At 71.0% G+C, this 18252-nt stretch carries 18 protein-coding genes and 1 pseudogene; 9 read left to right on the top strand and 10 right to left on the bottom strand.

Annotated elements, in window-relative coordinates:
* Positions 1–1266: 1266 nt before the first annotated feature.
* A complete protein-coding gene (locus AB0N76_RS17875) occupies positions 1267–2391 on the top strand; it encodes a hypothetical protein (RefSeq protein ID WP_363558128.1) in 1125 nt (374 codons plus the stop codon).
* 52 nt (positions 2392–2443) lie between these two features.
* On the opposite strand, the gene AB0N76_RS17870 is transcribed toward AB0N76_RS17875, so the two are convergent.
* From AB0N76_RS17870 to AB0N76_RS17845, 6 genes and pseudogenes are all read right to left on the bottom strand, one after another.
* Positions 2444–2878 (bottom strand): YdeI/OmpD-associated family protein, encoded by a 435-nt coding sequence (locus tag AB0N76_RS17870; RefSeq protein ID WP_363558126.1) that lies wholly within the window; start codon positions 2876–2878, stop codon positions 2444–2446.
* 62 nt (positions 2879–2940) lie between these two features.
* On the bottom strand, positions 2941–3354 hold the full coding sequence (locus tag AB0N76_RS17865; RefSeq protein WP_363558124.1) for a VOC family protein: 414 nt from the start codon (positions 3352–3354) through the stop codon (positions 2941–2943).
* A 37-nt stretch (positions 3355–3391) separates the two neighbouring features.
* Positions 3392–3886, bottom strand: coding sequence for an AraC family transcriptional regulator (locus AB0N76_RS17860; protein WP_363558176.1), 495 nt, complete (start codon positions 3884–3886; stop codon positions 3392–3394).
* Positions 3887–4004: 118 nt separating this feature from the next.
* Positions 4005–4415, bottom strand: coding sequence for a VOC family protein (locus tag AB0N76_RS17855; RefSeq protein WP_363558122.1), 411 nt, complete (start codon positions 4413–4415; stop codon positions 4005–4007).
* Between the two features lie 82 nt (positions 4416–4497).
* Positions 4498–5438, bottom strand: a pseudogene (locus tag AB0N76_RS17850) (alpha/beta hydrolase).
* Positions 5439–5586: 148 nt separating this feature from the next.
* Entirely contained in the window at positions 5587–6207 is a 621-nt protein-coding gene (locus tag AB0N76_RS17845) for a TetR/AcrR family transcriptional regulator (RefSeq protein WP_363558120.1), read from the bottom strand.
* Between the two features lie 90 nt (positions 6208–6297).
* On the opposite strand from AB0N76_RS17845, the gene AB0N76_RS17840 reads away from it, so the two are divergent.
* The gene (locus tag AB0N76_RS17840; protein WP_363558118.1) at positions 6298–7644 is read left to right on the top strand and encodes an NADH:flavin oxidoreductase/NADH oxidase family protein; all 1347 of its coding nucleotides are present in this window, start codon (positions 6298–6300) and stop codon (positions 7642–7644) included.
* 301 nt (positions 7645–7945) lie between these two features.
* Here AB0N76_RS17840 and AB0N76_RS17835 read toward each other — a convergent pair whose 3' ends face one another.
* The 4 genes from AB0N76_RS17835 to AB0N76_RS17820 form a co-directional block, all read right to left on the bottom strand.
* Positions 7946–9226, bottom strand: a complete 1281-nt coding sequence (locus AB0N76_RS17835; protein WP_363558116.1) for a restriction endonuclease — start codon at positions 9224–9226, stop codon at positions 7946–7948.
* Positions 9223–10977 carry a DUF4357 domain-containing protein gene (locus AB0N76_RS17830; protein ID WP_363558114.1) on the bottom strand — a complete coding sequence of 585 codons (1755 nt, stop codon included), beginning with the start codon at positions 10975–10977 and terminating at the stop codon, positions 9223–9225. Before AB0N76_RS17830 ends, AB0N76_RS17835 begins: the two co-directional genes overlap by 4 nt.
* Before the next feature lie 100 nt (positions 10978–11077).
* A complete protein-coding gene (locus AB0N76_RS17825; RefSeq protein ID WP_363558112.1) occupies positions 11078–11281 on the bottom strand; it encodes a DUF397 domain-containing protein in 204 nt (67 codons plus the stop codon).
* Positions 11274–12104, bottom strand: coding sequence for a helix-turn-helix transcriptional regulator (locus tag AB0N76_RS17820; protein WP_363558110.1), 831 nt, complete (start codon positions 12102–12104; stop codon positions 11274–11276). Before AB0N76_RS17820 ends, AB0N76_RS17825 begins: the two co-directional genes overlap by 8 nt.
* A gap of 109 nt (positions 12105–12213) precedes the next feature.
* On the opposite strand from AB0N76_RS17820, the gene AB0N76_RS17815 reads away from it, so the two are divergent.
* From AB0N76_RS17815 to lysS, 7 genes are all read left to right on the top strand, one after another.
* Positions 12214–12480 carry a hypothetical protein gene (locus tag AB0N76_RS17815; protein WP_363558108.1) on the top strand — a complete coding sequence of 89 codons (267 nt, stop codon included), beginning with the start codon at positions 12214–12216 and terminating at the stop codon, positions 12478–12480.
* A gap of 17 nt (positions 12481–12497) precedes the next feature.
* Positions 12498–12698, top strand: a complete 201-nt coding sequence (locus AB0N76_RS17810; RefSeq protein ID WP_363558106.1) for a hypothetical protein — start codon at positions 12498–12500, stop codon at positions 12696–12698.
* 58 nt (positions 12699–12756) lie between these two features.
* Positions 12757–13245: an NUDIX hydrolase gene (locus AB0N76_RS17805; RefSeq protein ID WP_363558104.1), complete on the top strand. Its 489-nt coding sequence runs from the start codon at positions 12757–12759 to the stop codon at positions 13243–13245.
* Positions 13246–13572: 327 nt separating this feature from the next.
* A complete protein-coding gene (locus tag AB0N76_RS17800) occupies positions 13573–14415 on the top strand; it encodes a DUF4097 family beta strand repeat-containing protein (protein WP_363558102.1) in 843 nt (280 codons plus the stop codon).
* 80 nt (positions 14416–14495) lie between these two features.
* Positions 14496–15488 carry an ATP-binding cassette domain-containing protein gene (locus AB0N76_RS17795; RefSeq protein WP_363558100.1) on the top strand — a complete coding sequence of 331 codons (993 nt, stop codon included), beginning with the start codon at positions 14496–14498 and terminating at the stop codon, positions 15486–15488.
* Positions 15485–16276: an ABC transporter permease gene (locus tag AB0N76_RS17790; protein WP_363558098.1), complete on the top strand. Its 792-nt coding sequence runs from the start codon at positions 15485–15487 to the stop codon at positions 16274–16276. The genes AB0N76_RS17795 and AB0N76_RS17790 overlap by 4 nt, the downstream gene beginning before the upstream one ends.
* A 267-nt stretch (positions 16277–16543) precedes the next feature.
* Entirely contained in the window at positions 16544–18241 is a 1698-nt protein-coding gene (gene lysS, locus AB0N76_RS17785; RefSeq protein ID WP_363558096.1) for a lysine--tRNA ligase, read from the top strand.
* Positions 18242–18252 lie beyond the last annotated feature (11 nt).

The following is an 18252-nucleotide window of genomic DNA, read 5'->3' as shown; positions in this document are numbered from 1 at the left end:
CTTTATCAGCCGGAACGTGTGCTCCAGGTCGAACCCGCAGAGAAGCTTCTCTCACCAGCGGCCCTCGTCTACGGGGCGGGAGGTGATGGCCGAGTACGACAGCCAGACCGGCTTCAGGTCGCGGTCACCGGGCAGGCGGTCACCTGCAGCCGCATCAACATGCCAGGCAGAAATATCCGTTAGTCCTCGACATGCTCCAATCAGGGGAGCGGTGGGTGAGCCGGGGCACATCCGGTCCCAGGCCACCGTCTCGGCCTTGTCGTAGCGGGCGGTGTTCGCGACAGTGGTGACCCCCCGGGCTGATTCCAGGTATCGGGGCTTGGCGAAGGCCAGGACGCCGTCGTGCCGGCGCGGACGTTCGCCCTTCGGCTCACAGGCGGCGGCTCCCGCGTCGCGGAGCATGACGTGACCCGAGTAAATGCGCCCGACCAGTACGAGGGGAAGGTTGGCGGGGGGAAGAGGGGAGGGGCTCGGGGACTTGTCGGGGACCACACGTCGTTCATCGCTGCCTCTGAAGCGTCTTTCGGTGAACGAGCGGCGCGGGCTGCCGACAGGTTGACGTGCGGCGGTGGCTACGGCTGGGCGACTGCGGGCCAAGGGGGCGCAGGTTCAGATCCTGTCGTCCCGGCAGTGATGTCGGAAGGCCGTTGGCTGGGAGTATTCCCAGGCCAGCGGCCTTTTGCGTGATGTCGTATCAGGTTCGACGAGCAGTTGCGCGCGTGCTCGTGGGGGCCGCCGATCGGCGTGTTGAGGGGGCGGCGGTCGGCGGGGGCGGGGTGAGTCTCTGTTTCCCTTTTTGAGTTGTCGGTGCGTCATGTTTGCGGCGGTGAGGGGTTGTGTCGGGTTCTTGCTCGGGCGGCTCGATGTAGCGATCGTGTACTCGGTGACTGGCATTGGGTTATCTGTAGTCATCTTTGGGCCATATTTCTCTTCTATATGGCGTCAGTTGCGGTGCTAGCTTCGCAGTCATGGCGCACCAAAGGTCAGTGGGTCGGTTTTGATGGCTCCTGATCGCGACTGGGCGGCTTCGAATCGGCCGTTCTCTCCTCGAGCGGCGCGGCTGTTCAGGCGGTCCAGGCGTTCATTTCGCGCCCAGTCTTCGAGAAGAGATGCAAGTACATGAACAGGCATGCCCCGATTTCCGCCTCTGTCATAACCGCGATAGCCCTGGGGGTCGCCGTCGCGGGCCCGGCGTCGTCGGGCTGGGCTGCGGAGCCCCGACCGGAGGTCACATCCGATGCGACAACTGCCGTAGCGGCGCCTGATGTGGCGGATGATCAGATCGCGGCGATGACGGCCGAGCAGTTCATGGAGAAGGTCGGGCGGGTCCCCGACGCACTGTCGCCGTCCGCGGCGGAGCGTGACCTCGCGCACCGCACTGCTCAGGCCGCCGGCTCGATCACCCGAAGTGAAGTGATCGAGCGTGGGCACTACTGGACCGATCGGCACATTCCCTACAGCCAGTCCAAGTACTATCCGGGTCCTGATGGGCACAAGTACCGCACCGACTGCTCCGGCTTCGTCTCCATGGCGTGGAAGCTCGGCTCCAGCGAGACCACGGTCACCTTGCCGAACTACTCCCACCGCATCGACAAAAACGACCTCAAGCCCGGTGACATCCTGCTGAACACGGACCCCGGCAACAGTGGCCACGTGGTCCTCTTCGAAGGCTGGGCCGACGCCGGGCACACCTCGTACATCGCCGACGAGGAGTCCGGCAGCAAGGGAGCCGTTCGCCGCGTCATCCCCTACCCCTATTACCCCGGCCATGGGACCTTCCGGCCGTACCGCTACGACAAGATCGCCGAAGACACTCAGTCGGGAGTGGTCGACGTGCAGATCATCGGCTCGGACAGCACCGTGTGGGACACCGTCGCTGATTACAAGGCCGGCAAATGGAGCGGTTCTTGGACGTCGGAAGGCCGCTCCACGGCTGCTGCCGTCGCCAGTGCCAGCACCGGCGGCACCGTTCACACCTATGCCGTCGGACCCAACGGCAGGCTCTACAGCCATGACCGGAAGGCAGGCGGTGGCTGGACCGAGTGGAGTGAGGTCCCTGGTGGTGCCGTTGATGTCAGGGGTGTCAGTGCTGCTGCGCGGGGTAATGCCGTCGATTTGATGATCATCGGTTCTGATGGGTCTCTTTACGGCACGACGGCCGATTATGGGTCCGGTAAGTGGGCTGGGGCCTGGGGCAAGGTCGGGGACAACAGGCTCAAGGCCATTGCCAGCAGTGCTTCCGGGAACGTCGTTCACGTTTTCGCTGTCAACGAGGACGGCAGGGTCTACAACCGCGACGCCGATTACAACGTCGGCCGGTGGACCGAGTGGGGCGAGGTCCCTGGTGGTGCCGTTGACGTCAGGGCCATCACCGCAGCGGAGGTCGGCTGACCGCTGAATGCCCGGCGGCCGTGCCGCACGGGCGAGGGCGGGCGCGGTGGGGTCAGGGGTGGAGGGTGGTGATGGCCTTTTGGATGCGGGATTGGCGGGTTTCGGGGCGTTTGGCGGATTCGATGGTGTGGATGTGGGCGCGTTTGCGGCCGGGGGAGAGGGCGTCGTAGGCGGCGCGGGCGGTGGGGTCGGCGTCGAGGGCTTGGGCGAAGTCCGGGGGCTCGGGGATGGCGTGGGGGTCGGTGTCGAGTTCGATGTCGACCTCGACCTCGTCGCCGATGGTGACGCCGGCGGCCTGGCGGTTGGCGTTGCTGAGGCCGAGGAGGTGGCGGCCGCGGAGGATGGCGACCCGGCTCTGCCAGGAGTGTCCGTTGAGGGTGATCGTCACCGGGGGCCGGGCGCCGCCGCCGAGGGCCGCCACCACCTCGGGCGGGACTTCCAGGCCCCGCATGGGCTCGGGGGGTTCGACGTGGGTCAGGAACTTCACGGTGGTTCTCCTCGATCGAGGGTGCCCGGGACGGCGGGGCCGTCCCGGGCACAGGGGGGTGGTTACTCGGCGTAGGGCTGGTTGGTGCCCTGGTCGCTGTAGCCGACGCTCCAGACGTAGCCGTCCGGGTCGGCGAAGGTGCCGCCGTAGCCGCCCCACGGCAGGGCGCCGGCGGGCTTGAGTATCGTGGCGCCGGCCTTCGCGGCCTCGGCGATGATCTCGTCGACCCGGGCCTCGCTGCGGACGACGTAGGTCAGGACGAGGCCGCTGAAGCCGCTGCCCTCCGGGTCCGTGCCGACCTGGCCGGCCAGGCCCTCGCGACCGTAGAAGCCGACCGGCGAGGCGCCGTCCGACTCGAAGAAGACCGAGATGCCGTAGTCGTTCTGGATCTTCCAGCCGAGCCCCTCGGTGTAGAACTGCTTGGCCCGGTCCAGGTCTCGGACGCCGAGGAGGATCGAGCTGACGTGCGCCTTCATGACGTGCTCCTTGCGGTTCGGGTGGGGCTGTTGATCTTTACGGTAGGGGGTCGGGGGTGGTCGGGGCTTCTCGATTCCTGACCGGTCTTGAGATTTGTTTCGCGACGCAGGCCGGCATGCCCTCGACGGTGGTCGCCGGCCCGGTGGGGTCGGAGTGGCCTTCCGCCGCCTGGCGGCGGAACGCGCCGGGGGGCATGCCGACCAGTTCGGTGAAGCGGGTGGTGAACGTGCCCAGCGACGCGCAGCCGACCGCGAAGCAGACCTCGGTGACGCTGAGGTCACCCCGCCGCAGCAGGGCCGTCGCCCGCTCGATGCGACGCGTCATCAGGTACGCGTACGGCGACTCGCCGTAGGCCGCCCGGAACTGGCGGCTCAGGTGGCCGGCGGACATGTTGGCGTCGCGGGCCAGTGCCTCGACGTTCAGCGGCTGCGCGTACTCCCGGTCGATCCGGTCGCGGACGCGGCGCAGCCGTGCGAGATCGGCCAGGCGCTGCGCCTGGACGCGGGCCTGCCGCCATTCCGGCTTGCAGATGGGAACCCCCCCTTGGTTTTCATGATCAGTTTCATCCATATGTCCATGGACGTGTGTGAGGGCTTGAGGTTGCCTCGCGAATCACGGCCGACGTCGGATGGATGGCGCTGGGCGGGGTTCAGCGGACTTCCTGGATGCGGATCAGGTTGCCCGCGGGGTCGCGGAAGGCGCAGTCGCGGACGCCGTACGGCTGGTCGATGGGCTCCTGGACGACCTCGGTGTCGCCGGCCTGGACCTTCTCGAAGGTGGCGTCGAGGTCCGGGGTGGCCAGCAGGATCCAGCCGTAGGTGCCCTTGGCCATCATCTCGGTGATCGTGCGGCGCTCGTCCTCGGTGATGCCGGGGTCGGCGGCCGGCGGCGCCAGCAGGATCGACGTGCTGGGCTGGCCGACCGGGCCGACCGTGATCCAGCGCATCCTGCCCTGCCCGACGTCGCTGCGGACCTCGAAGCCGAGGACGTCGCGGTAGAAGGCGAGCGACGCGTCGGGGTCGTCGTGCGGGAGGGCGGTCGTGTGAATCGTGAGGTCCATGACGAGCAGGCTAGGGGGAAGTCGGCGGACGGTGCTTCTCGATTCCTGATCGATGTGTTGGTGTCCGGGCCGGGTGGGCGGTTCACCAGCCGTGCAAGGCGTCGCGGAGGGTGTCGCCGGCGAGTTTGAGGGCGACGTTGTTGGCGGCCGTGTCGCGCAGGCTGTCGAGCATCATGAAGTCGTGCACCGTGCCGAGGACGCGGACGGCGGTGACCCGGACCCCGGCGGCGCGCAGCTTCGCGGCGTAGGCCTCGCCCTCGTCGCGGAGGACGTCGGCCTCGTCGGTGATGACCAGGGTGGGCGGCATGGCGCTCAGTTGGTCGAGGGAGGCGCGCAGTGGGGAGGCGTGCGGGTCGGCGCGTTCGGCGGGGTCGGTGGTGTATGGAAGTAGCCCTCGGCGAACTGCTGGTAGGAGGGGGTGTCGAAGGCGGCGTCGGTGACCGGGTAGAGCAGGACCTGGCAGGCGAGGCGCAGTCCGCCGCGTTCGGCGTTCATCATCGCGAAGACGGTCGACATGTTGCCGCCGACCGAGTCGCCGCAGACCGCGACGGTGGCGGGGTCGAGGTTCCGGGCCGGTCCGTGCTCCTGGAGCCATTGGCCGACGGCGTAGTTCTGCTCGATCTGGGTGGGGTACCTGGCCTCGGGTGCGCGGGTGTAGACGGGGAACAGCACGGCGGCGTTGGCGCGGACGGCGAGTTCGCGCACGAGGCGGTCGTGGGTGTGCTCGTCGCCGAAGACCCAGCCGGCGCCGTGGATGTAGACGATCACCGGCAGGATGCCCGTGGCGCCGGTGGGGCGGACGATGCGGGCCCGGACGGCACCGTGGGGGCCGGTGTCGACCTCGACCCACTCCTCGTCGACGGCGGGTTTCTCGACGCCGGCGCCGGTCTGCAGGCCGGCCAGGGCGTCGCGGCCGTCGGCCGGGGGGATCTCGTAGATACGGGGGTGGGGGTCGGTGGCCTCGGCCAGTTCGGTGGCGGCCGGTTCCAGGACGGGCGTGGCGGGGCGGGAGGTCGTGGCCATGGAGGCCTCCTCGGGTGGGCTCCGGTGGCGCGTCCCGGAGCGGCGGGCCGCGCCACCATCCTTGCCGTGCCCGGTGGGGCGGCGCGTCCCGGGCTGTGGGGAGGGTGGGCCGAATGGGTGAGGAGGGGGAGGACGCTTCGGGAGGACTTCAGTCGGAGGACGGGGGTGTCGTCGGGGAGGAGACGGCGAGGACGGCGTGGACGGCGGCTCCGACCTGGTGGGCGACCGTCGCGGGGGTGGAGGCGTCGAGTTTGCCGTCCAGGTGGAGGAAGGCCAGGCCGTGCACCAGGGCCCACATCGAGGTCGCCAGCGCGTCCGGGTCCGCCTGAGGAAAGTCGGGGAAGACGCTGCGGACGAGGTCGCGGACGTACTGCCGCATGGCGGTGGTCGCGGCCGCCCGCTCCGCGTCGGTCGGGTCGCAGGGCTCCGCGAACATCGCCCGGAACAGCGCAGGGTGGTCGAGCGCGAAGTGCACGTAGGCGACGGCGACGGTGGCGAGTTCGTCGGGCGTGGTGGGGGAGGGGTGGGCGGCGGTCAGGACGGTCGCGAGTTCCCGGTAGCCCTCGGCGGCGACGGCGGAGACCAGTGCGTCGCGGTCGGCGAAGTGGCGGTAGGGCGCCGTCGCCGAGACGCCGGCCCGTCGGGCGACCGCCCGCAGGGAGAGGGCGGCGCTGCCGTCCTCCTCCAGTAGTTCGCGGGCGGCGCGCAGGCAGGCGGCGCGCAGGTCTCCGTGGTGGTACGGGCTGGTCGGGCCGGGCGCTTGTGTCATGGTTCACCCTCTCGGATGTACGCAGTGCATACATCCGTCGTCTAATGTGAGCGTTGTAAACATCTTAGTCGGCGGATGAGGAGCACCCCGATGACCAGCGAGCTGTTCTCGCCCCTGCGCCTGCGCTCGGGGGCGGTGCTGCGCAACCGGATCGCCAAGGCGGCGATGGAGGAGAACATGGCCGGCGACGGCCAGCTGCCCGGCCGGCCGCTGCTGGAGCTGTACCGGCGGTGGGCCGCCGGCGGCACCGGGCTGCTGATCACCGGCAACGTCATGGTCCACGCCGAGGCCCTGACCGGCCCGGGCGGCGTGGTGCTCGACGCGGCCGCGCCGCTGGAGCCGTTCGCCGAGTGGGCGAAGGCGGGCAAGTCCGGCGGCGGGGCGATCTGGATGCAGATCAACCACCCGGGCCGCCAGGTCCAGGCCGACATGCCCGGGGTGGTGTGGGGCCCGTCCGCGGTGGGCGTCGACCTGGGCCGGCACAGCAGTCGGTTCGGGCGCCCCACCGCGATGACCGCCGAGCAGATCGCGGCCACCGTCGAGCGCTTCGCGACCACGGCCGCGCGGGCCGAACAGGCCGGCTTCGACGGGGTGGAGATCCACGCCGCCCACGGGTACCTGCTGTCGCAGTTCCTGTCGCCGCTGGTCAACCGGCGTACCGACGCGTGGGGCGGGTCGCTGGAGAACCGGGCCCGGATGCTGCTGGACGTCGTCCGCGCCGTGCGGGCCGTCGTGTCGCCCGGCTTCGCGGTGGCGGTCAAGCTCAACTCCGCCGACTTCCAGCGCGGCGGCTTCGACGCCGATGACGCCCGGCAGGTGATCGCCATGCTCGCACCGCTCGGGGTCGACCTGGTCGAACTCTCCGGCGGCAGCTACGAGAGCCCGGCCATGACCGGGCGTTCCGCGGAGGGCCGTTCCGCCGATGGCCGTTCAGCCGACGGGCGCTCCGTCGAGGGCCGTTCAGCCGATGCGCGGACCCGGGCCCGCGAGGCCTACTTCCTGGACCTGGCCGAGGAGTTGGTCGCCACCAGCCCGCTGCCGCTGATGCTCACCGGCGGCATCACCCGGCGCGACACCGCCGACCGGGTCCTGGCCGGCGGCGTGGAACTGGTCGGGATCGGCACCGCCCTCGCGGTCACCCCCGACCTGCCCCACCGCTGGCGCGACGGGCGCGAGGCCGAGCGCGGGATGCGGCCGGTCACCTGGTCCGACAAGGCCCTCGCCTCGGCCGCCACCATGGCCCAGGTCCGCCACCAGCTGCGCCGCCTCGCCCGGGGCGGCGAGCCGAGGCCGGGTATCCGTCCCGCCTTCGCGCTCGTCGCGGAACAGCTCGGGCAGCGGCAGGCGCTGCGGCGCTACCGGGCCTGGCTGCCGTCGGCGGTGGCGCGGAGCGCGGCGGCCGGGACGGCGGCGGGGACGGGGCGTGGGCAGGGCTGAGGGAGCGATCGAGGCCGGGGTCCGATCGGTCGGTCCGGATGAAGGAGAGGCCGGCCCGGAGGAAGTAGAAGGCGCCCGGGCTCCGGCGGCAGGCCGCCCGGCTGGTCGGCTCGTCGTAGCGTCGAGGAGGGGCTCAACACCTTCGGCTGGAAGGCGGCGTGGCTGGGGCGCGCGCTACGTCAAGGGGCGCCTGCCGCTGCTCCCGTTCGTGGTGGTCGACCGTCGCCTGTGTACCGGTCGGAGCCCCGCATCCTCGAAGCGGCTCGTGGCCGACCTGGGCGGGCGGAGGGCGTAGCCGCAGTCATGCTCCCGGGTGGCCGTCGGCGCCGGCGATGCGGGCCGCCAGGGTGCGGAGGGAGGCCAGGAGTTCGGTGGGGTCGGCGTCGAGTTCGAGGGCGTGTTGGTGCAGGGTGATGCCCCGGCCGGTGGGGCCGGGGGTGCCGCGTACCTCGTGGGCCCGGTCGGCCGTACGGCCGGCCGCGTAGACCAGGTGGCCCTCGTCCAGGCCGAGGGCCGTGCAGTAGGCGAGCATCTGGTAGAGGTCCTCGTTCGGGTGCCTGCCGGACTTCTCCGTCTTGTACTTGGCGTCGACGACGGCCACCGGTGTCCGGCCGTCGGGGGCGTAGGCGACCAGGTCGGGGCGGAGCCGGACGAGGCGGGCGGTGTCCAGGTGGTGGCGGTCCTGGAGGCGGGCGGAGTGTCCGTGCTCGCGGACGGCCTCGCGCAGGGCGCCGGTGACGAAGTCCTCGAACAGGGCGTTCATGTCGAACAGGAAGCCGTCCAGGCGGAGTTCGCCCGGCCGGTGCTCCGGGGTGGAGCCGGCCAACAGCGCCTCGGCCAGCCGGAGCGCGGGCTGGTAGCGGGCGTTGAGCCGGGACGGGGTCCAGGCCGGCAGCGCGCGGCCGCGCACCAGCGGCTCCGCGTCGACCAGGCGTACCCGCTGGTGGGCGAGGCGTCGGCGTACCGGGCCCGGTACGCCGGGCAGCCGGAGCAGGGTCTCGGCGGCGGCGCGCAGGATCCGGTTCTCGGGGATGTCGGCGGTGTACGCGTCGTAGGCGATCTCCACCGGCGGGGTGCGGCCGAAGTGGCGGCGGATCTGTTCCGCCTCGCGGATCCGGCCGCGCACGACGAGCGCGGACTCCTCCGTCCGCCGGTAGCCCTGCAGGACGCCCTGCCGGAGAGCCGCGTCGATCTGCCGCTCCACGGCGTGCGCGAGGGCGGGCAGCACGTCCTCGTACGCCCCCGCGTCGATGGTGCCGTCGCGGCCGTGGCGCCAGGCCTTCGCCGGGTCGAGGCTGAAGCCGAGCAGGAAGAACAGCCGGCGTACGGGCGTCTTGGGCGCCACTCGGACGGTGAGCGCGCGGCCGGTCCCGGGCACGGCGCCGGGCACGGGGACCCGGACCGCGCCGACCAGGCTGCCGGCCCGCAGCAGCCAGTGCCCGTCCTGGTACGGGTCCGGCATGACGCTCTCCAGGACGCCCGAGGCGGCCAGTGCCCGGCCTGCGGCGGCGTCCAGCGGGACGGAACGGGCGGGGGCGTGTTCGCGCAGGGAGATGTCGGTGGCGGCGCCGGAGGTGATCACGGCAGGGACTTCCGCAGGGCGTCGAGTCCGTAGCGAGCCTCGATGTCCTCGCCCTCGCCGTAGTGGTGCTCCTCCAGCAGCGGCAGGATCTTGGTCCGCCAGACGCGGCGCAGTCGGTCGTCGGCCTGGATGCCCGGCTTCATCAGGTAGGAGGGGCCGATGGCGAAGTCCGGGTCGCCGATCCGGTCGTTGAGGGCGTCGAGGAGCCGGGCGGGCTCGGGGCCGAGCCCTTCGCGCTCCAGCCAGCGGTGCAGCAGGCCGCGGGTGGGTTCGGTGCGCGGGGACAGTTCGACGAAGGCGAAGCGGCGGCGCATGGCGGCGTCGACGAGGGCGATCGAGCGGTCGGCGGTGTTCATGGTGCCGATGACGAACAGGTTCGGCGGGAGGGCGAAGTCGTCGCCGGAGTAGGTGAGGCGGACGGACTTCTTGCGGTATTCGAGCAGGAAGTAGAGCTCGCCGAAGACCTTGGCGAGGTTGGCGCGGTTGATCTCGTCGATGATCAGGAAGTGCGGGAGGTGGCGGTTGCCCTCGCGGGAGGCGAGGTCGGCGAGTTCGCGCAGCGGGCCGGCGGTGAGCCGGAAGGCGACCTCGTGCGTCTCCGGGTCCTCGGTGGGACGGAAGCCCTCGAAGAAGTCCTCGTAGGCGTAGGAGGGGTGGAACTGGACCAGCTTCACCTGCTCCGGGCCGCCGCCGAAGTGCTCGGCGAGCCGCATGGCCAGGTAGGTCTTGCCGGTGCCGGGCGGGCCGTAGAGGACCAGTTGCCGTTCCTCCCAGAGGAGTTCGCGCACCTCTTCCAGCCAGGCGGGCTCGTGGACGAGCAGCTCGTCGGCGAGGGCGGCCGGGACCGGGGGGAGGGCGAGCTCCTCCGGCAGGTCCTCCGGCACGGTGGTGGCGGGCGCGCCGAGCCTGGCGAGCGTGTCCGCGACGGTGGTCAGGTCGACGACGTCGTGCTGGACGTAGAGCTTCTGCTGCACCTCCTCCGGCAGCTCCCCGTACGGGTGGCCGGTCGGCTGCCAGACGACCTTCCGGCGCAGGTTGGACAGGCCGCCGGGGGAGCTCGTCCGCTCGGCGGCGCCGGTGATCTCGCCGAGGTACAGCTCGTCGTCGAGCCGGGTGGCCACCGTGTCGCCGACTCGCATCTGGGTCAGGAACGCGTGCAACTCGTCGACCAGGTCGCGCTTCTGGTTGTAGCTGGCCGCACTGTCGTAGCCCTCCTCGACGTAGGCGCGCAGGGCGCTCTTGGTCGGGGCGGGCTCCTCCAGCGGCGGCAGGTGGGTGCCGGAGAGCGAGACCAGCCCCTCGTTCAGCCAGAGTGTGCGGACCAGGTTGTGGCCGGAGACGTTGGAGCCGCGCACCAGCCAGGCCTTGTGCGGGGCGCGCCAGCTGCCGGGCAGGTAGTCGGAGAGCGGGAAGCCCTCGGCGGTTCGCCAGGTCTCCGGGCCGCCGGCGCTGTAGCCGAGGACGATGGCGGCCGCGGCGGAGGAGGAGTTGCACTCGATGTCGCGGGTGGTCTCCCGGAGTTCGGGGTGGCCGTCCACGGTCGTGAGTGAGTCGTCGGCCCGAAGCTCGGCTCGCTGACGGCGCGCGTAGTCGCTCAGCCCGGGCCAGTCGACCGCGCTCACCTGCGAACCCTTGAGCAGGAGGAACTTGAGGGAGCCGTTGTTGCCGACCTCGTCCAGGAGGCGCCCCCGCGCGGTCGGCCCGCTGGGGGGCCGCGTGATCTGGAACTCGGGGTGCTCCGGGTACGACATGTACGGCGTCTCCTGTCGTGCGGCGGTCTGGTCGGCGGTGCACGACAGCCTACGAGGAAGTCCCTGCTCGATCGAGCAGGGACTTCCTCGTAGGTGGACGTCAGACCTCGCCGAACTCGCCGGCCTGGACGGCGGTGATGAAGGAGGCGAAGGCGTCGGTCGGGAAGATGAGGGCAGGGCCCTCGGCGTCTTTGGAGTCCCGGACGGGGACGATGCCTGGGAAGCCGTCGGCGACCTCGATGCACTGCCCTTCCTGGACGCTGTGGCTCGACTTTCGCCACGTGGCCGCTGTCAGGTCAACCATGCTCAAATCCCCTTCGAACGTGCCGAATGAAGTCGATTGAGGATGCCTTCGACAGCGCCTCAACCTGTAGCTCATCGTACTCACCGGCCCAAACCTTCAGTGATGCCGCGTCGCGTTCCAGGAACCCGCGCCGCTGGGTCTCGCAGTACCCGAGCACTGCACCGTTGGGCATGGTCAGCAAGGTAATCGGGTGACCGAGAGGTCGGTCTTCGCCGAGCGTGAACGGCGCAACCTGCACGATGATTCGTGGGTGAGTGGCAAGCGCCTCCAGGTGGCGGAGCTGCTCGATCATGACGGCGGGGTCTCCGATCACGCGGCGTAGGCAACCCTCATCTATCACGGCGTGGACACGTGCCCCGGTTTCCGCCATGCGCCTCTGGCGCTGCAGAAGCAATTCCGTTCGCTCATCCGCCTGCTGCTGTGTCGCGTGGCCTCGGCGCACACGAGCGTTCTGGTAGGCCGTGGCGTAAGCCGGCGTCTGGAAGAGGCTGGGCACAACGTTGATCTCGAACAGCCTAAGGGCGACCGCGTCCGCCTCGCTACGTAGGTACTCGGTGAAGCCTTCGAGGAGCACGGACTTGCCAGCCTTGCCCCACTCCCGCTCGAAGTGACCTCGCTGATCGAACGCTCGATCAAGTCTTCTAGCAAAAGTTTCAGTTGAAGGTTTGCGACCAGTTTCCACAGCGGACACATGCACCGCCGAGTACTCCGTGAGCTCTGCCACATGCTGCTGCGTCCACCCCCGCTCCTCTCGCAGCCTGCGAACTTCTGCGCCGAACGCAGCGGCAGGAGATTGTGAAGGGTCAAGTTCCTTGCGGTTCATGATCGTTGAACTCTCTTCCTTCGATGCCGAAACGTTGAAGGTGCTGCCGACTGTACGCCAAAGTGGGCCACCCCGGGTAGTGAACCGACTACAGAAGGGAGCGGCCGTCATGCCGCGAAAGAACCCCACCCCCGCTTACCGGCCCCAAATCGGCGAGATCGTCCGCGACTTGGCCAAGCGGGGAGCCGGCGGCGGGCCGGCGGAGGGCGTCTACATGGACTGCCTGGCCGGGCTCTACTACCTCCGCTCCGAGCACGGTGGCTGCGAGTGGACCACCAGACCGGAGAACGTCCGTCCCCTCGACGCCCCCCGCTTCACCAACGTGCAGCACCCGAGCCGGCCGCGTTCGGCGGGATCGATGGGGGACGTCGCGTGAAGCCCCGACTCGGCCTCATGGCACCGCTGCTGTACGCCATCGCCGTCGCGCTCAGCGCGCTCGCCGCCCTCGCGATCGGCTGGCCGATCCGGCGCGGACCCATCGGTCCGTGGCTCCTGGTCGTCGGACTCGTGTTCGCGGCCGGAGTGATCGGCGCGCTTCCGGTCTCGGCGGCGTGGATCCGACGCCGCGAGGGCGAGGCGTTCCCGGAGGCCTGACGCTCGCAAGAGCCTCGGGTCCAAGCACTTCCCCCCACCTCACCCCGCTGGAGAAATCGTGACGACCTCCCTGCCCAGGATCCTGACCGACCCGCCCGGCCGGCGCCTCGGCCACCAGGCCCTCATCCTCAACCGCGACGGCGCCGTCCTCCTGGTCGGCACCACCTACAAGGCCGGCCTCCTCCTCCTTGGCGGCAGCGCCGAGCGCAACGAGCTCCCGCACCTCGCCGCCCGCCGCCACGTAGAGACCGAGACCGGCCTCACCCTGCCGCTCGCCCGCGTCCTGGCCGTGGACTACGTGACCATGCAGCTCCTGCCCGAGGGCATGAACCTCGTCTACTGGGGCGGCCGGCTCGTGCCGACCCAGGAGGCGATCGTGCGGCGCCACCGGCCGCCGGCGGAGATCGTCGAACTCCGCTGGGCCCACCGCGCCGAGCTCGGCGACCTGATGGAGGCCGACCAGCACCGCCGGGTGGAACAGTCCCTCGACGCCCTCAGCCGCGGCGCCCACCTGCCGATGCTCCTCCGGGGCGTCCCGGCCGCGTAGGCGCGGGAGTGGAGGCCGTTTCCACCGTCCGGTGGGAGCGGCCTTCGTGCTGGTTGCTCCAGGGCGAGGTGGCGTGGTGCCGGGTGGTGCCATGGGGTGCCAGGGGTGGCGTCGCGGACGGATGGGTTGGTGGTGGGGGATGGTGGCTGAGCAGCGTTTTCGCTGGTGAGGGGCCCTGTGTCGGCCTGGAGAACTGGCCTGTGCCAAAAAGGCTTGCGATGGCGTCATTGTGGTGCCATGATGGCGTCACGGATCGGGCGTGCTGGTGGTGCCCGGGTCGGCAGGGCATCACTCACAGTTCGAAGACTCACGAGAACGGGGACAGCAATGACCACCTTCGAGACTCCCGAAGCGATCTCGGCCTCGGTGCGCGTGGAGGCCGGGTCCATCCGGCTCATCGCGGGCAAGCGCCTCGACACCGTCGTCGAGGTCCGGCCCCGGGATCCGCAGAAGGACCTGGACGTGCGGGCGGCCGGCCAGACCGAGGTCGGGTACGCGAACGGCCTGCTGACCGTCCGGACGCCGAAGTCCAACATGTTCGGCCGCACCGGCGTGGTCGACGTGACGGTGGAGCTGCCGACGGGCTCGAACGCCGGGCTGTCCGGCGCCTGGACGCAGGTGCTCGGGGAGGGGCGGCTGGGTGAGGTGCAGGTGAAGACCTCGGCCGGTGACGTCCGGCTGGACACGACCGGGCCGCTGGTGCTGGACGCCGCGCACGGCTCGATCGCCGTGGAGCGGGTGGAGGGGTCGGCCGAGATCACCACCAGTTCCGGCAGTGTGCGTGTCGGCTTCGTGGGCGGGTCCGCGGTCCTGAAGAACACCCACGGTGGCACCACCGTCGGCGCCGTGACCGGGGAGCTGCGGGTGAGCGGCGCCAACGGCGACATCGACATCCGCCGGGCCGAGGACTCGGTCACCGCCACCACCGCCCACGGCGCCCTGCGGGTGGGTGACGTGGCGCGCGGGACGGTCCAGTTGGAGACGGCCTACGGGGCCATAGAGGTCGGGGTGCGCGAGGGGACGGCCGCCTGGCTGGACGTCAGCTCGGGCTCGGGGCAGGTGCGCAACATGCTCAGCGCGTCCGGGGCACCGGAGGAGAGCGAGGAGGCGGTCAGGATCCTCGCCCGCACCCGGCACGGCAACATCGACGTCGTCCGCGCCAAGGGCTGAGCGGCGCACGCGAGCCGTCGGTCGTCCCCGTCACCACTTCTGCCTTCGTCGAACGGGAGGGTTCCATGCCTTCATCTGTCATGCCCACGCCCAGGCGGGTCGACGGCCACGCCGTGCCGGTCGCCGTCTCCGCCGTCGGTCTGCGCAAGTCGTACGGGGACAAGACGGTCCTCGACGGCATCGATCTGCGCATCCCGGCCGGCTCGGTGTTCGCCCTGCTCGGGCCCAACGGCGCGGGCAAGACCACCGCCGTGAAGATCCTCTCCACCCTGATCACCGCCGACGGCGGGCAGGCCCAGGTGGCGGGCCACGACCTGGCCAAGGCGCCGGACGGGGTGCGCGCCGCGATCGGCGTCACCGGACAGTTCTCCGCCGTCGACGGGCTGATCACCGGCGAGGAGAACATGCTCCTCATGGCGGACCTGCACCACCTGCCCAGGCGGGAGGGCCGGCGAGTGGCCGCCGAACTGCTGCGGCGCTTCGACCTGATGGAGGCGGCCCGCAGGCCCGCGTCCGGCTACTCCGGCGGCATGAAGCGCCGCCTCGACATCGCCATGACCCTGGTCGGCAGCCCGCGGATCATCTTCCTCGACGAGCCGACCACCGGCCTCGACCCGCGCAGCCGGCACGGCATGTGGCAGATCATCCGCGAGCTCGTCGCCGACGGCGCCACCGTCTTCCTCACCACCCAGTACCTGGAGGAGGCCGACGAACTCGCCGACCGGATAGCCGTGCTCCACGACGGCAGGATCGTCGCCGAGGGCACCGCCGAAGAGCTCAAGCGGCTGATCCCCGGCGGACACGTCCGGCTCCGCTTCGCCGACCCGTCCGCCTACCGGAGCGCCGCCGCCGCGCTGTCCGCCGCCGCACTGTCCGGGGTGGCCCGGGACGACGAGGCGCTCGCGCTGCAACTCCCCAGCGACGGCAGCCAGCGCGACCTGCGCGCGATCCTCGACCGGCTGGACGCGGCCGGCGTCGAGGCGGACGAGCTGACCGTCCACACCCCCGACCTCGACGACGTGTTCTTCGCCCTCACCGGCGGCACCGACCAGTCGAAGGAGACCGTCCGATGAGCTCGCTCGCCCTCGCCGTGCGCGACTCGGCCACGATGCTGCGCCGCAACCTGCTGCACGCGCGCCGCTACCCGTCCCTCACCCTGAACCTGCTGCTGACGCCGGTCGTCCTGCTGCTGCTCTTCGTCTACATCTTCGGCGACGTGATGAGCGCGGGCCTGGGCGGCGCCGGGGCCGACCGCTCCGCGTACCTTGCCTACCTGGTGCCGGGCATCCTGATGATGACCATCGGCGGCACCGTGGTCGGGACGGCGGTGTCCGTCTCCAACGACATGACCGAGGGCATCATCGCCCGCTTCCGCACGATGGCGATCCACCGGGGGAGCGTGCTCATCGGGCATGTCATCGGCAGCGTGCTGCAGTCGGTCGCCAGCGTGGTCCTGGTCGGCGCGGTCGCCGTGGCCATCGGCTTCCGCTCCACCGACGCCACCGCGCTGGAGTGGCTGGCCGCCTTCGGGCTGATGGCGCTGGTCGCGCTGGCGCTCACCTGGATCGCGGTCGGGATGGGCATGGTCAGTCCGAACGCGGAGGCGGCCAGCAACAACGCGCTGCCGCTGATCGTCCTGCCGCTGATCTCCAGCGCCTTCGTCCCGGTCCACGCGATGCCGGGCTGGTTCCAGCCGATCGCCGAGTACCAGCCCTTCACGCCGGCCATCGAGACGCTGCGCGGTCTGCTGCTCGGCAGCGGGATCGGGCACAACGGCTGGCTCGCGGTGGCCTGGTGCCTGGCCCTCACGGTGCTCGGCTACCGCTGGTCGAAGGCGGTGTTCAACCGCGATCCGAAGTAATGGGAGAGGAAGTGGCGGGGGAACGGGAGGCGGGCGGGGAGGGCGGTGCGTTCCGGCCATCGGGTCGGGTCGGGTCGGGGCGCGCCGCGCCCGGTGTCGCGGACGGAGAGGAACACGGCCGCTGTGGGAGCGCCGCAAGGACGCCGCGAGCACCGTGCCCCGGAAGCCGTCCACGACGGCGAAAATCCGCTTCGACCTGGAGTGATCGTCTGACAGCATCGGATACGCACCGAAGCGGGCCTCGCCCGAGGAAAGGACCTACCGACCATGGCTGCCGACACCCCTGAAGCCGACTGGGTCTCGCGATTCGCGGACGAGGTCATCGCCGAGTCGGAACGCCGCGCCCCCGGCAAGCCGGTGGTGGTCGCCTCGGGGCTGAGCCCCTCGGGGCCGGTCCACCTCGGGAACCTGCGGGAGGTGATGACCCCGCACCTGGTGGCCGACGAGATCCGGCGCCGCGGCGTCGAGTGCGTGCACCTGCTCTCGTGGGACGACTACGACCGCTTCCGCAAGGTGCCGGCCGGCATCGACGCGTCCTGGGCGGAGCACATCGGCAAGCCGCTGACCTCCGTGCCGGCGCCGCCCGGCAGCGCGCACCCCAACTGGGCCGAGCACTTCAAGGCGCCGATGGCCGAGGCGCTCGACCGGCTCGGCGTCGAGTACCACGCCGTCAGCCAGACCGAGCAGTACCGCTCGGGCGCGTACCGCGAGCAGATCCTGCTCGCCATGCGCGAGCGCCGGCGCATCGACGCCGTCCTCGACGGGTTCCGCACCAAGGACCGGCCGGGGCCCCAGGGCGGGCCGGGCGCCGCGGTGACGGAGGAAGGGTCGGGCGCGGCGGCGGAGGAGGACGGTACGACGGACACCGGCTACTTCCCCTACAAGCCCTACTGCTCGGCCTGCGAGCGCGACCTCACCACCGTCACCGGCTACGACGACGAGTCCACCGCGCTCGACTACACCTGCGCCTGCGGGCACCGCGAGACGGTCCGGCTCGCCGAGCACGACCGGGGCAAGCTGGTCTGGAAGGTCGACTGGCCGATGCGCTGGGCGTACGAGGGCGTGGTCTTCGAGCCGTCGGGCGTGGACCACCAGTCCCCGGGCTCCTCGTTCGTCGTCGGCGGGCGGCTGGTCCGGGAGATCTTCGGCGGCCGGCAGCCGATCGGCCCGATGTACGCCTTCGTCGGGATCAGCGGCATGGCGAAGATGTCGAGCTCCAAGGGCGGGGTGCCGACCGCCGTCGACGCGCTGCGGATCATGGAGGAGCCGCTGCTGCGCTGGCTGTACGCGCGCCGCAGGCCGCAGCAGTCCTTCACGGTCGCCTTCGACCAGGAGATCCAGCGGCTCTACGACGAGTGGGACGCGCTGGAGCGGAAGATCGGGGACGGCACGGCGGGCGCCGCCGACCGCCTCGCGCACGACCGGGCCGTGCGCACCGCCGGGCGTGAACTGCCGCGCACCACGCGCCCGCTGTCCTACCGGATGCTCGCCTCCGTCGCCGACGTCACCGCCGGCGACCCGGCGCAGACCCTGCGGATCCTCGGCGAGGTGGACCCGGAGCACCCGCTCGGCTCGCTGGAGGAGCTCCGGCCGCGGCTGGACCGCGCCCAGCACTGGGTCGAGCACCACGTCCCGGCCGAGCAGCGCACCCGGCCGCGGACCGAGCCGGACCGGGAACTGCTCGGCGGGCTCGACGCGGGCGAGCGGGAGTCGCTGAAGCTCCTGCTGGACGGGCTGGACGAGCACTGGTCGCTGGACGGGCTCGCGCACTGGGTCTACGCGGTGCCCAAGCTGCGGGCCGGCCTCCCGGCCGACACCAAGGCGACGCCCGAGCTGAAGGTCGCCCAGCGGACCTTCTTCGCCCTGCTCTACCGGCTGCTGGTCGGCCGCGACACCGGGCCCCGACTGCCCACCCTGCTGCTGGCGATGGGCGCGGACCGGGTCCGCGCGCTGTTGGACGGCTGAGTCTCACCGAT

This window comes from Kitasatospora sp. NPDC093806 (assembly GCF_040683335.1).
GTDB lineage: Bacteria > Actinomycetota > Actinomycetes > Streptomycetales > Streptomycetaceae > Kitasatospora.
Note: the sequence above shows the minus strand (reverse complement) of the source record. Positions and strands in the feature narration are given on the sequence as shown.